The 14,328-nt window shown below is 49.3% G+C and carries 8 protein-coding genes; 5 read left to right on the forward strand and 3 right to left on the reverse strand.

The window, feature by feature from the left end; translation table 11 throughout:
* Positions 1–148 precede the first annotated feature (148 nt).
* The 5 genes from aroB to hemE all read left to right on the forward strand — a co-directional run bounded on the left by aroB (position 149) and on the right by hemE (position 9,581).
* Positions 149–1,228, forward strand: coding sequence for a 3-dehydroquinate synthase (gene aroB, locus RM811_RS14060; protein ID WP_402525389.1), 1,080 nt, complete (start codon positions 149–151; stop codon positions 1,226–1,228).
* A gap of 383 nt (positions 1,229–1,611) precedes the next feature.
* Positions 1,612–1,767: a hypothetical protein gene (locus RM811_RS14065; protein ID WP_402525391.1), complete on the forward strand. Its 156-nt coding sequence runs from the start codon at positions 1,612–1,614 to the stop codon at positions 1,765–1,767.
* 134 nt (positions 1,768–1,901) lie between these two features.
* Positions 1,902–6,383 (forward strand): glutamate synthase large subunit, encoded by a 4,482-nt coding sequence (gltB, locus tag RM811_RS14070; RefSeq protein WP_402525394.1) that lies wholly within the window; start codon positions 1,902–1,904, stop codon positions 6,381–6,383.
* 90 nt (positions 6,384–6,473) lie between these two features.
* Positions 6,474–7,931 carry an FAD-dependent oxidoreductase gene (locus RM811_RS14075; protein ID WP_402525396.1) on the forward strand — a complete coding sequence of 486 codons (1,458 nt, stop codon included), beginning with the start codon at positions 6,474–6,476 and terminating at the stop codon, positions 7,929–7,931.
* A gap of 585 nt (positions 7,932–8,516) precedes the next feature.
* Positions 8,517–9,581: a uroporphyrinogen decarboxylase gene (gene hemE / locus RM811_RS14080; protein WP_402525404.1), complete on the forward strand. Its 1,065-nt coding sequence runs from the start codon at positions 8,517–8,519 to the stop codon at positions 9,579–9,581.
* Positions 9,582–10,006: 425 nt separating this feature from the next.
* On the opposite strand, the gene RM811_RS14085 is transcribed toward hemE, so the two are convergent.
* From RM811_RS14085 to RM811_RS14095, 3 genes are all read right to left on the reverse strand, one after another.
* Positions 10,007–12,376 carry a response regulator gene (locus tag RM811_RS14085; RefSeq protein ID WP_402525398.1) on the reverse strand — a complete coding sequence of 790 codons (2,370 nt, stop codon included), beginning with the start codon at positions 12,374–12,376 and terminating at the stop codon, positions 10,007–10,009.
* Between the two features lie 304 nt (positions 12,377–12,680).
* A complete protein-coding gene (gene purD / locus RM811_RS14090) occupies positions 12,681–13,973 on the reverse strand; it encodes a phosphoribosylamine--glycine ligase (RefSeq protein WP_402525400.1) in 1,293 nt (430 codons plus the stop codon).
* A gap of 167 nt (positions 13,974–14,140) precedes the next feature.
* Positions 14,141–14,328: hypothetical protein (locus tag RM811_RS14095; RefSeq protein WP_402525402.1), on the reverse strand; the 188-nt coding region annotated here is incomplete at its 5' end.

Consider the following 14,328-nt stretch of genomic DNA (forward strand, 5'->3'; position numbering starts at 1 on the left):
TTCTGACCCGGTTGCTCGAAGAGCGAGCCCCTCTCTATCGGTCAATTGCTGATCTTGTTCTTGATACAGAAGTCTTGTCACCACGACAGGTTATTAGAAGAATTATTCAAGCGATTGGCTTGGGTCAGGAATGAGGAAGTAATCTATCATGCTGGAACTTAAGGTTGATCTTGGAGATCGAAGCTATCCCATTTTTATCGGTTCTGATATTTTATCTAACCCCAATTATTTCCACCCATATATAACCGGTAAAAGCGTGGCTATTGTCACCAATGAGACAGTAGCTCCTCTCTATCTGGAGTTGATCCGCTCTATTCTGGCTGATTACAATCTAACAGTGGTTACCCTGCCGGATGGCGAGCAATATAAGAATCTTGAAACGCTCAACCTTATTTTCGATAAGCTGTTACAGGCTCGACATACACGTAAGACGACACTGATTGCTCTTGGTGGTGGTGTGGTTGGTGATATGACTGGTTTTGCTGCCGCCTGTTATCAGCGGGGTGTTGATTTTATTCAGGTGCCTACCACATTGCTTTCCCAGGTGGATTCATCGGTCGGTGGAAAAACCGGTGTGAATCATGCCCTGGGCAAAAATATGATTGGTGCCTTCTATCAGCCGAACGCTGTCGTTATTGATACGGCAACACTGAGTACGTTACCTGACCGTGAGCTTTCAGCTGGATTGGCAGAGGTCATCAAATACGGTTTGATCTGTGATCCGGCATTTTATGAGTGGCTGCAGGAGAATGTCGAGCGATTGATGAGTCGTGATCCTGAAGCACTTTCCTATGCGATTCATCGTTCCTGTCAGGACAAGGCCAGGGTGGTGGAAGCTGATGAGAAAGAGTCTGGCATACGCGCCATTTTGAATCTTGGGCATACTTTTGGTCATGCCATAGAGACACATGCCGGTTATGGTGTCTGGCTACATGGTGAAGCGGTTGCAGCTGGTATGGTAATGGTGGCAGACCTTTCCTTCAGAGAAGGGAAGTTATGTAAAGAAGACGTCGATGGTCTTGTGGCCCTGCTCGAGAGCGTAAGGCTACCGACTCAGCCTCCTTCGGGCATCAGTCCTGATCGTTTTATTGAATTAATGGCTGTGGATAAAAAGGTGCTTGATGGCCAGCTAAGGTTGGTACTACTGGACTCAGTTGGAAGCGCTACCGTTACAGACAATTTTAATCCTGCAAATCTAATGGATTGCCTTGAACAATTTTGTTCTTGAATAATCTCTATTCCCGGTCAGCCTCGTACATGGTTTCATTGTAATTAACAGGTGACGCAGGTTGGGTCGAGCGAATGCGAGCCCCAACAAACTATCTGCATCATCAGTAAAATTGTTGGGGCTCACTCCGTTCAACCCAACCTGCCTGTCAAACCCATTGAAACCATGTACCAGATGGCTGGAGAACTCTCTTTGGCCTTATTATCATTGATTGATCGTTCCTGTCTGGGTTTGTTCAGTTCTGCTGCAAAAAGTTTCGATTTATCAGTCTGTTGCTGTGGTTTTTACTTGCATTGATAGGGGCCATTTGTGATTGCGCTAACAGGCGTGTAAAATGGCGAGCCGTTTTGCGTGTCAGATGGTCATAAACCAGATTTGGTTTTATGCAGATAAACTGCATAATTATGGCGGGGAGTCCGGTTACAAGAGGCAGAAAGCCCGCCGGTTCAAGTGTAGCTATGGCTCGACAGACACTTGGTTACCGGTGCCTGGTTATCGATGGTGCACCGGAAGTGTTGAAAGGCGTGGGATTTGCCTGATTTAGTCGTGAAATATAAAGCCTTCCAGAGCAGAATGTCCTTCAGGGTCGAGGGTATTTCGGGAAAAGTCAGGATGACTTTTTTATTATGGCAGAGGCGAGCCAGAAAAATAATGGGTTGATGAGAGAGTGCCTATGAAAGCAGGTCTGTATAATCCCGGGGAGTTTCGGGATAACTGTGGTTTCGGGCTAATTGCCCAGATGGAAGGTGAAAAAAGTCATGACCTTCTGAAAACGGCGATTGAAGCACTGACCTGTATGACTCACCGCGGTGGTATTGCGGCCGATGGTAAAACCGGCGACGGTTGTGGTCTGCTGATTCAAACGCCGGATACATTTTTCCGCAGCGTTGCTAAAGAAAAGTTTGGTTCAGATCTGCCAGGGCAATACGCCGTTGGTATGGTTTTTCTCAGCACTGATAAGGCCCGTGCTGATAAAGGCAAAAAAACACTGGAAAAAGAGCTGGAGAAGCAGCGTCTTCATGTTGTTGGCTGGCGTCAGGTTCCTGTGAATGTTGAGTGTCTCGGACCCATTGCGAAAGACCTGTTGCCAGGCATTGAACAGATCTTTGTTACCCCGGAAGGTGAGCTTGAAGAAAAAGAGTTCATTGCCAGGCTCTACATGGCTCGCCGCTACACCAATATGGTGATGACAGAGGATAAGGAATACTATATCTGCTCACTGTCGCCCAAGGTCATCACCTATAAAGGTTTGATGATGCCGGTGGATCTGCCCACATTCTATCCGGACCTCGGCGACACCCGCTTTGAAACCGCTATTTGTGTATTCCATCAGCGGTTTTCTACCAATACCATGCCGCGCTGGCAGCTGGCACAGCCATTTCGCATGCTGGCCCATAATGGTGAAATCAATACGATTACCGGTAACCGTAACTGGGCCGAGGCTCGTCGTCATAAGTTCCAGTCACCTTTACTGCCAACACTGGATGATATTTCTCCCCTGGTAAACCGAACCGGTTCGGACTCCTCAAGTCTGGATAACATGATGGAAGTTCTGGTTACGGGAGGTGTAGACCTTTACCGTGCTATCCGCCTGTTGATTCCACCCGCATGGCAGAATGTAGACACTATGAACCCTGACCTCAGGGCACTCTACGAGTACAGCTCCATGCATATGGAGCCCTGGGATGGCCCGGCCGGACTGGTGATTACCGATGGTCGCAATGCTGTCTGTGCGCTGGATCGTAACGGCCTGCGTCCATCCCGCTGGGTTATCACCAAAAATGGTTACCTGACGGTCGCTTCTGAAGTGGGTGTTCACGGCTATAAGCCTGAGGATGTCATTGCCAAGGGACGGGTTGGACCGGGAGAAGTGCTGGCCATTGATACCGAAACCGGTGAGCTGCATCAGGCCCATGATATCGATAACAAACTGAAAGACCGTCAGCCGTATAAAAAGTGGCTGAAACAGAACGCCTATCGTATCCGTTCCCATTTTAATGAAGACGAGTATAAGGTCGATCACTTTACCCCTGAACTGCTGAACGTCTACCAGAAAATGTTCATGGTGACGTTTGAAGAGCGTGATCAGGTCATTCGACCACTGGTGGAATCCGGACAGGAAGCAGTGGGTTCCATGGGGGATGATACCCCGATGGCGGTACTTTCCAGTCGCACCCGAACCGTATACGACTACTTCCGTCAGCAGTTTGCCCAGGTGACTAATCCGCCAATCGACCCATTGCGGGAAGCGATTGTAATGTCGCTGGAAACTCTCCTGGGTCGGGAGTTGAACCTGTTTGAGGAAACACCGGAGCATGCGGCACGGGTGATCCTTAAATCACCCATTCTGTCTACCGCCAAGTTCCTTGACCTGATGAGTGTCCGTCATCAGCATAAGTCCTTTGAGACAGAAACCATCAATCTGACCTATAAGCCGGCCATTGGTCTGGAACAGGCGGTTTTGAATATCTGCGATCAGGCAGAAAAAGCGGTTCAGTCTGGCAAAGTGTTGATCTGTCTGTCTGATCGTCATATAGATCAGGGACTGTTGCCGGTTCCTGCCGCCATGGCGACAGGTGCCGTTCATCACCGATTGATTGGCAAAGGGTTGCGTTCTGAGTCCAACATTATTGTGGAAACAGCATCTGCTCGTGACTCCCACCAGTTTGCAGTTCTGATTGGATTTGGAGCCACCGCTGTCTATCCTTATCTGGCTTACGAAATCATCAATGATCAGATCCGTTCTGGTGAGGTGCTGGCCGATCCGCGAGAGGCCTATAAAGCTTATCGTAAAGGTATTGGTAAAGGCCTGTTGAAGATTCTTTCCAAAATGGGAATCTCTACCATTGCCTCTTACCGGGGAGCACAGTTGTTTGAAGCAGTGGGTCTTTCCAGAGAGGTCGTTGATCTCAGCTTCTGTGGTGTTCCGAGTCGTATCCAGGGTGCCCGTTTTGAAGATTTTCATTATGAGCTGGGTCTGCTGGCTGAAACTGCCTGGAAAGCCCGCAAACCGATCCAGCAGGGTGGTTTGCTGAAGTATGTACACGACAGTGAGTATCACGCCTTTAACCCGGATGTGGTCCAGCAACTTCAGGTAGCTGTTAAGACCGGCGATTATCAGGACTATCGCAAGTACGCTGAACTGGTGAATAAGCGACCAGCGACAACTCTGCGAGATCTGCTCGGTCTCAAACTGTCAGACAAAGGCCTGGTGGTTGATGAGGTAGAGTCCGTTGCCAATATTGTTCGCCGTTTTGACTCTGCAGCCATGAGTCTTGGTGCATTGTCGCCGGAAGCTCACGAAGCACTGGCGGAAGCGATGAACCGTCTGGGTGGCCGTTCTAACTCCGGTGAAGGGGGTGAGGACGAGGCTCGTTTTGGCACCAATCGTGTTTCCAAAATCAAACAGATTGCCTCCGGTCGCTTTGGTGTCACCCCTCACTATCTGGTGAATGCCGAAGTGTTGCAGATCAAGGTTGCCCAGGGTGCCAAGCCTGGTGAAGGTGGCCAGCTGCCTGGTGGTAAAGTTAATGAACTGATTGCCCGTCTGCGTTATTCAGTACCGGGCGTTACCCTGATTTCGCCGCCGCCACACCACGATATTTATTCTATCGAGGATCTGGCTCAACTGATTTATGACCTCAAGCAGGTTAACCCGGATGCACTGGTTTCAGTGAAGCTGGTGTCTGAGCCTGGTGTTGGAACGATTGCTGCCGGTGTGGCCAAGGCTTACGCAGATCTTATCACCATCTCTGGCTATGATGGTGGTACTGCTGCAAGTCCATTGACGTCTATTCGTTATGCCGGATCTCCATGGGAACTCGGCTTGAGTGAAGCGCACCAGACCTTGCGTGGAAATGATCTGCGGGGGAAAGTTCGTCTTCAGACTGATGGTGGCCTCAAAACTGGCCTGGATGTGATCAAGGCTGCGATTCTGGGTGCCGAGAGCTTTGGTTTTGGTACCACACCCATGATTGCCATGGGCTGTAAGTATCTGCGTATCTGTCACCTGAATAACTGTGCCACCGGCGTTGCTACCCAGGACCAGTCACTCCGGGAAGAACACTTTAAGGGTGAGGTGGCGATGGTGATGAACTTCTTCACCTTTGTGGCTGAAGAAGTGAGGGAATGGCTGGCACTTTTGGGTGCGAGAACGCTGGAAGAGGTTGTTGGCCGAACAGAACTGCTTGAATTACTGCCGGGCCTCACTGAAAAGCAGCAGAACCTTGATCTCTCTCCGCTTCTTGGTAGTGCAGATGTGCCTGCAGATAAGCCAATGACTTGTCAGGTGGCCCGTAACCCTCCATTCGATAAAGGTGAGCTGGCAGAAGAGATGGTTCGTCAGACTATTCCTTTCATAGAGAGTGCTATTGAGAACGGGGCGGGTGGAGAATCGTGTAGAGAGTTCAGTTTTACCGTGGGTAACTGTGATCGTTCTATTGGTGCCCGCCTGTCTGGTGAGATTGCCAGACGTTATGGCAATCAGGGTATGGCAGATAAGCCTTTGAAGCTGACGCTTACCGGTTCAGCAGGACAGAGCTTTGGTGTCTGGAATGCCGGTGGTCTGGAAATGCGACTGGAAGGCGATGCCAATGACTATGTGGGTAAAGGCATGACTGGCGGTAAGCTGGTGATCCGTCCACCGGCTGGCAGCAGCTTTGTCACCCATGAAACCACCATTATCGGTAACACCTGTATCTATGGCGCTACTGGCGGTACTTTGTACGCCGCTGGTCGTGCAGGTGAGCGTCTTGGGGTACGTAACTCGGGCGCCAATGTGGTGGTTGAAGGTACGGGCGATCATTGCTGTGAATACATGACCGGTGGTCTTGTAACCATACTTGGCAGGGCCGGACATAACTTCGGTGCTGGTATGACCGGAGGTTTTGCCTACGTACTGGATCTGGAAAGAAGTTTTGTTGATCGCTATAACCATGAACTGGTGGATATCCACCGTATTGATAATGAAGCCATGGAAGCTTATCAATCCCATCTGCTGAGTGTTCTTGCAGACTATGTTGCCGAGACCGGCAGTGCCTGGGGACAGGAGCTGATTGATGATTTCTATGACTACAGTGGTCGTTTCTGGCTGGTGAAGCCGAAAGCTGCCAGTCTCGATACCTTACTGGCCAGTACCCATGGCAGCCCTGAGTAATCAGGGCTTCTGCCGCTGAAAAGCGGCAGGTGATGGGGCCGGTGAAGAGGCAGGTATTGAACATAAGAACAGCTTTGTGAGGTCAGCGAAATGTCACAGTTACACTTAAAGAATGGCAAGGATGGACGGCTTAATAACAACTTTCAGTTTGTTGAAGTGGGTCGTCTTGATCCGGATAAAAAGAGCCTTCGTCAGCGAAAAACAGAATTTGTAGAAATCTATCAACAGTTTGATGAAAAGCAGGTAGAAAATCAGGCTCATCGTTGCCTGTCTTGCGGTAACCCATACTGTGAATGGAAATGTCCGGTACACAACTACATTCCGGACTGGTTGAAGCTGGTTTCAGAAGGTCGTCTTTTTGAGGCGGCAGATCTGTGTCATCAAACCAATACCCTGCCAGAAGTGTGTGGGCGGGTTTGTCCGCAGGATCGTCTTTGTGAGGGTGCCTGTACCCTGAATGATGGTTTTGGTGCAGTCACCATTGGTTCAACCGAGAAGTACATTACTGATACCGCGCTGGCGCTGGGTTGGCGTCCTGATATGTCCAACGTTTCATGGACGGATAAAAAAGTGGCGATCATTGGTGCCGGGCCTGCAGGTCTTGGCTGTGCCGATGTACTGGTTCGTAATGGTGTGACACCGGTTGTATTTGATAAAAATCCTGAAATTGGTGGGCTGCTGACGTTTGGTATTCCAGAATTCAAACTTGAAAAGCACGTAATGAGCCGTCGTCGCGAAGTGTTCACTGAAATGGGGATTGAGTTCCAGCTAAACACCGAAATCGGTAAAGACATCACCATGGAACAGCTGCTTAAAGAGTACGATGCGGTATTCATGGGTATGGGAACCTACACCTATATGAAAGGTGGCTTTCCGGGTGAAGATCTGGAAGGTGTGCATGATGCGCTTCCCTATCTGATTTCCAGTGTAAACCGAAACCTTGGTTTTGAGCAGAATGCCGCTGATTTCATTGATATGAAGGGTAAGCGTGTTGTGGTTCTCGGTGGTGGTGACACGGCGATGGACTGTAACCGTACGGCCATTCGCCAGAGTGCGAAATCCGTTTCCTGTGCCTATCGTCGGGATGAAGAGAATATGCCTGGCTCCCGTCGTGAAGTGGGCAATGCCAAACAGGAGGGCGTACGCTTCCTGTTTAACCGCCAGCCGGTTGAAATTGTGGGGAATGGCTCTTCAGAAGATAAGGTAGAAGGCATTCGTTTTGTGACTACTGAGCTGGGTGAGCCGGATGAACAAGGTCGTCGTCGTCCGCAGGTGGTGGAAGGCAGCGATGAAATACTGGAAGCCGATGTGGTTCTGGTTGCATTTGGTTTCCGTCCAAGCCCGGCTGACTGGTTTGAAGATCACGATATTCAGATAGACGAGGGTGGACGGGTTGTCGCTCCCGAGCAGGCCAAATTCAAGTTCCAGACCAGCAACCCTAAAGTGTTTGCTGGTGGCGATATGGTTCGGGGGTCTGATCTGGTGGTAACTGCTATCTGGGAGGGCCGTCAGGCAGCTGAAGGTATTCTCGATTATCTGGATATCTAATGTTCAGTTGTCAGTTGTCAGTGGACAGTAACCTCGTTCCCACGCTCTGCGTGGGAATGCATACGGAGCTAACCTCGTTCCCACGCTCTGCGTGGGAATGCATACGGAGCTAACCTCGTTCCCATGCTCTGCGTGGGAATGCATACGGAGCTGGCCATATACCGCAGGGCTTGTTGATACTCCGTAGTCTGAATTGCCATGCAAAAGGACATCTGTAGGTCGGTTACCCCGTTCCGGGGTACCGAGGACCTAAGCCTAAAAGCCGACGATAGCACTCACCAACACCGCTAGACGTTGATTGTTGTATACCGGTTGGGCCACGAGTCGGCTCGCAAGCGAACCAACCTGCGTCTGATTCCATGCCTGTTGATGGGTGAGCTATGCATTCCCACGCGGGACCCACAGGACCTAAAAGCGTGGGAACGAGTTCGGAAGGTTTCGCGACAACCTCCTTCGCGGGAATGACGGAGAGCTGGTATTTTCTATAATGCCACTTCTCTAACATCAGATTGTTAAGCTCCTGCGCAGGACCTACAGGGCCTAAAAGCGTGGGAGCCGGATTTTCGAGGCTTTATGACTTTATCTATAACTCCACTGAAAAATGACCGATTTCTTCGGGCTCTGCTCAGAGAACCTGTCGATGTAACGCCCGTTTGGATGATGCGTCAGGCAGGTCGTTATTTACCTGAATATCGGGAGACCAGAACTCGTGCCGGGGATTTTATGGCGTTATGCCAGAACCCTGAGCTGGCCTGTGAAGTGACGTTGCAACCGCTGGAACGTTTTCCCCTGGATGCAGCCATTCTCTTTTCCGACATTCTTACCATTCCCGATGCTATGGGACTTGGGCTCTACTTTGAAGAAGGTGAAGGTCCGAAATTCAAAAAGCCGGTTCGCACCGCTGCGGATGTGGAAGCTTTAACGGTTCCAGACCCTGAAAAAGACCTGGGCTATGTAATGGATGCTGTTCGCACCATTCGTCGTGAGTTGAATGGTCGCGTTCCACTTATTGGTTTTTCCGGCAGTCCATGGACACTGGCAACCTATATGATCGAAGGTGGCAGCAGCAAGGATTTTCGTCGTATCAAGGGGATGATGTTTGATCAACCGGAGTTATTGAAACAGGCACTGGAGGTGCTTGCAGCATCGGTAACCAGCTATCTGAATGCCCAGATTGAAGCCGGTGCCCAGGCCGTTCAGATTTTTGATACCTGGGGTGGTGTGCTCAGCCCGGAAAACTACCGAGATTTCTCTCTTCACTATATGGAGAAAATTATTGCAGGTCTGAAGCGTGAGCATGAAGGCAGAAAAGTGCCGGTCATTATGTTTACCAAAAATGGTGGGCAATGGCTGGAAGCCATGGCAAACACGGGTGTTGATGCCCTTGGGCTGGACTGGACGACGGATATGGGTGAAGCCCGTCAACGGGTGGGTAGTCGGGTAGCTTTGCAGGGGAACATGGATCCATCGACATTGTATGCTTCTCCAGAACGTATACGGCAGGAAGTCGCCACTATTCTTGAAAAGTATGGTTCAGGTAATGGTCATGTTTTCAATCTTGGTCACGGCATTCATCAGTATGTTGAGCCAGAAAAGGCGGCAGCATTTGTTGAATCGGTGCATGAGCTGTCTGTTAGATATCATGCTTAGGATTAGGAATTGTCCCTGAATAACTTACACATTTTCGAGTATCCAAACCCTGTTCGTCCTGAGTTCTGAGCTTGACGAAGAGTCGAAGGGTCCATAGGGCCTAAGGAATTGTCCCGAAATAACTTCCATATTTCTGGTGCTATTCAGCACAGAAAAGATGTTTGGCCACGGAGGCACAGAGAAACGGAGAAAAGCTTTTTATTTAAGGCTTTTCTCTGTGCTCCGTGTCTCCGTGGCAAAAAAACAGGGAAGTTATTTCGTGACTAATCCTTAGATCGTTCTAAACACCCTTCGACTCCGCTCAGGATGAACGGAGATCGAGTTCAAAATGTGGAAGCTATTTCAGGACAGTTCCTTTATAGCCCGGAGGTAATCTTAAAGGAAAATGGTCATGTACTTAATGACTGCTAATTCATAATATCATGTTAACCAAGCGAGATTGTTTGTTTACCCAGCGCTTTTAATAATGCCCTTTGTACCGCAAACCGGGTGACAGGTTTAGTCAGAATTGAGCTGATACCCAGTTTTCTGGATTGATATTTACTGGGTGGGTTGCTGATGCCTGTCAGAATTATAATGGCAGGCATGGGATCAATGCCGGGGTCACCATTGATTCGTTCGGCTACCTGAAGGCCTTTCAGTCCGGGCATATGATGGTCAAGAATGACCACGTCAAATGCCCTGTTCAGGCAGGCTTCATTACGAATCATCGCCAGAGCTGCCAGACCATCTTCTGCTTCAACAACAGGAATACCGAGGAGCTGGCACTGTTGCCGTAGCACCTTGCGACAGGTTGCGCTGTCATCGGCAATCAGCACCCTCATATTTTTATAGTGGTTCTGACTTTTTATCTCTGAAGTCGGCGCTGCTTCCATCTTGTTTTCACATGAACAGGGCAGGGTAAATGAAATGGCATTACCCTCTTTGCCAATCTCCCCCCCAAGCTGTCGTATAAGCTGGGTGGCAAGGTAGAGATTAAGGCTCATGGTTGTTTCTGTCTTAATTTCGGAGAAGGAGTGTTCTCCGGAAAGATATTTTTCTTCAAGATTGTTGCCTTGAGCGTTTTTGAAGCTGAGTTCAAAGGCTAGTTTGCCAGACGCGTTTTTCTGTACAGAAAGGGCTACCTCCCCTTTTTTGCTCTGGTTCAGCCCATAAAAAAGAAAGGCTTCCAGTATGAGCGACACTCGATAACCATCAATATTACAGGCAGAAAGCAGGCTTTCGTCGATAAAACAGATAATCTCGATGTCTTGCTGTTCTGCCCGGTACCGGAAGTGGGTAATCAGTTCATCTACTGTGGTATGGATATCCGTCAGCTGGGTATCGGATGTGATTCCCTTATCTTTTGTCTTAATGTTTGCTGCCAGCAGATTGATCAGATTGCCCAGCTCATAGCCGGCATAACGGAGTGTCTGAACATAGTCTTCCTGTTTTGGGGAGAGCTGAGTGCTGAGTAGTAGCTCCGACATGCCCATAACACCATTTAATGGCGTTCTCATCTCATGGCCCAGGGCTTTCATGGTCTGTTCATCTATCTGATTTGGTAGACTGCTGTTGTATGGGATTTTCTTCTTTTTGATGACTTTTCTATGCATCCTTGCAGGCCGTGAGAGAAGGCCCAGTGTCAGGGTAAGTGCCTGAATCAAAAGCCAGATGGTATTTCTGGTGGATATTCCCAAGGCTCCGGTATAGTTCAAGGCGAAGACAAACTGGCTTATTGTCAGTGGAATCAGTAACCAGGCAGAAATAGGGAGGCGGTGAGGTTTTACCAGCCAGAAAGACAGGCAGAAACTGACATTCCCGATAAGGGTCAGCACCAGTAAGTAAGTGTTCAGGGAGCTGCTATCACTTACCGGGAGCCAGAGCGCGGTTATCAGATAGATAACAGAAAAAATAGTGAAGAATCTGGTCAGCAGTGGTCGTTGATAGCCAAACAGGTTAATGGCCAGTTGGCAGAAAGTCAGGCTGATCATCAGCAGCGACAGTTTATAAAGACCTGCTTCAATCACAATAGGGATATAAAGCCAGGTACTGAGATAACCCTGCCAGGAAGCCATGAATATAAGGCTAAAGCACGCACCGATGGCCAGAAGCAGGTGGAAAATACTGCGTTGTCCATAGTTTGATAAACTATTTGACAGTCTGGCTTCCTGTTTCAGGGTCAGGAACATCCAGGCATTGGCCAGAATGAGTGAGATTAAAAGGCCGCTTAGCAGTCCGGTTTGCCAGAATTTATAACGCTGTTGTTTAATAAGCTGGTCGAAGCTGCCCAGTTTCAGGCTATTGCCCAGCTCGGGGTGGTACTGGGTTTTCAGATAAACCGTTGCTGCCTGGTCAGGAAGCAACGTAAAGGTTGTGGTATTAACCCGGTCCAGTTTAAGAGGCTTGACACTGATTTTACCGGTGGTCGGATTTTTGTATTTGATGAACAGCGTTGGTAGCGTTTGCTGTTGGTAATCGACAGATAATACCGGGTGAACAATCTCTGTCGTATTGTTGGTAACAGGGAACCGTAACCAGAGAGGCTGTTTTCTTTCTTCAGAGTTAAGGGTTGAAGGCTTCCAGGGGGAAAAACGGAATTTATACTCTTCATCAACCAGTTGGTTAATGTTCAGCTGGTTGCTGTTGTCAATAAATGAGCCAATACTCTCTCCAGGCTGGAGTAAGTATGAGACGCTATTGATATTGACACTTGCTGATACTCCGGAGCTGTTAAAAGCTATTGATGCGAGTAACAACAGTACAAGTGTCCATGTAGGCCGTATGGCTTTATAAAACACTGTTGAAAATTCCATTTTTCTTATTTGTTGCTGGATTATACTGAAAAGTTCTTTTTCATACAGTGACGTCGTCGTATTTTTACAAAAAGTTATATTTTTTATAGAACTTACTCTTCTGGCTGTTGTCTATACCTCTGAATTATTGTTCGGGGATATTTGTTATGTTAGGAATGATGAATTTTGGTTTTGGTTTCTTTTTGGGCGATTATGGCGGATTTTCTTCCTCGCTGATTACTTCGCTGATGTCTTTGTTATAGAAGCGTACGTTGAGGATCCCCTCCCTCCTGACCTCAGGAGGGAGGGGCCGCGAAAAAGAAGCTTACGACTCTTCGCGGGCAATGGCTTTATGGCCGATATCCGTGCGGTAATAAACATCCTGCCAGTTGATCGTTTTTACGGCTTCATAAGCCTGTTGCTGTGCTTGCTGCACAGTATCTCCCAACGCAGTCACACAAAGTACGCGACCACCATTGGTCAGGGTTTTTCCTGCTTCCTGGCGGGTGCCTGCTTCAAAGACCTTTGCATTACTTACCTGGTTGATACCCGTGATTTCATCTCCCTTGCGGTAGGCTTCAGGGTAGCCACCGGCTGCCATAACCACGCCAAGGGCTGTGCGGTTATCCCACTCAACTTCGGCTTTATCCAGCTCACCACGAGTTCCAGCCAGGCAGAGTTCTACCAGACTTGACTTCAAACGCATCAGGATCGGTTGAGTTTCCGGGTCACCAAAACGACAGTTGTATTCCAATACCTTGGGTGTGCCGTCGGCGTCAATCATCAGGCCGGCATAAAGGAAGCCTTTGTAAGGCATGCCTTCACTGGCCATACCTTCTACCGTTGGGATGATGACTTCCTGCATGGCGCGGTCATGAATTTCCTGAGTGACTACGGGGGCTGGAGAGTATGCGCCCATGCCACCGGTATTCGGGCCTCTGTCGCCATTATCCCGGGCTTTATGGTCCTGGCTGGTGGCCAGTGGCAGAATGTTTTTGCCATCCACCATCACGATAAAACTGGCTTCTTCGCCGACGAGAAACTCTTCAACTACCACACGGTGGCCAGCTTCACCAAAGGCATTACCTGCCAGCATATCGTCAATGGCGTTAAAAGCTTCCTGCTCGGTCTGGGCGAGGATGACACCTTTACCGGCTGCCAGTCCGTCAGCCTTAACCACAATAGGCGCACCCTGTTGTTTAACGTAGGCTTTGGCTGGCTCAATCTCGGTGAAGTTCTGATAAGCAGCGGTGGGGATGTTGTGGCGGGCGAGGAAATCTTTGGTAAATGCCTTGGAGCCTTCCAGCTGGGCAGCGGCCTGAACCGGGCCAAATACGGGCAGTCCGGCTTCTTCAAACTGGTCAACAACGCCGGCTACCAGTGGTGCTTCAGGGCCTACAATGGTCAGGCCAATGTTTTCTTTTTTGGCAAACTCAACCAGTCTGGCAATATCCAGCACATCGATATCAACGTTGGTGACTTTGTTTTCGGAAGCGGTGCCAGCATTACCGGGAGCGACAAAAACCTGAGTGACCTTACCGTCTAGAGAGTTGTCTTGAGCGACTTTCCATGCCAGGGCGTGTTCCCGCCCACCATTACCGATGATCAGCACTTTCATAAAGGATGTCCTTTTGAATATTCTGTGGGGTTTTTTCACCACAAAGGCATAAAGACACAAAGGGAAAAGATAATTGAAAAGCTTTTCTGGTAAAGGACGCTGGACAATTAAGAATATACCATCGCCATCCCCGCGAAGGCGGGGGATCCACTGCTCGAGATAGACTCCTACTCTCGAGATGGATTCCCGCCTTCGAGGGTGTCGCAAAAGGGCACCCCCCCCCGACCGTCATCCTCGCGAAGGCGGTTGTCGCAAAACCCTCCTCGCTCCCACGCTCTGCGTGGTAGCGCCAGGACCCAACCACAGACACGATTCCTGTGGTTGGCTATGCATTCCCACGCAGAGCGTGGGAACG

The organism is Endozoicomonas sp., assembly GCF_031844845.1.
In the GTDB taxonomy this organism is placed as follows: Bacteria; Pseudomonadota; Gammaproteobacteria; order Pseudomonadales; family Endozoicomonadaceae; genus Endozoicomonas.

Coding starts and splice junctions, on each gene's coding strand:
- gltB (WP_402525394.1), top strand. CDS start 1,902: ATGAAAGCAGGTCTGTATAATCCCGGGGAGTTTCGGGATAACTGTGGT.
- aroB (WP_402525389.1), top strand. CDS start 149: ATGCTGGAACTTAAGGTTGATCTTGGAGATCGAAGCTATCCCATTTTT.
- RM811_RS14065 (WP_402525391.1), top strand. CDS start 1,612: ATGCAGATAAACTGCATAATTATGGCGGGGAGTCCGGTTACAAGAGGC.
- RM811_RS14075 (WP_402525396.1), top strand. CDS start 6,474: ATGTCACAGTTACACTTAAAGAATGGCAAGGATGGACGGCTTAATAAC.
- RM811_RS14085 (WP_402525398.1), bottom strand. CDS start 12,376: ATGGAATTTTCAACAGTGTTTTATAAAGCCATACGGCCTACATGGACA.
- purD (WP_402525400.1), bottom strand. CDS start 13,973: ATGAAAGTGCTGATCATCGGTAATGGTGGGCGGGAACACGCCCTGGCA.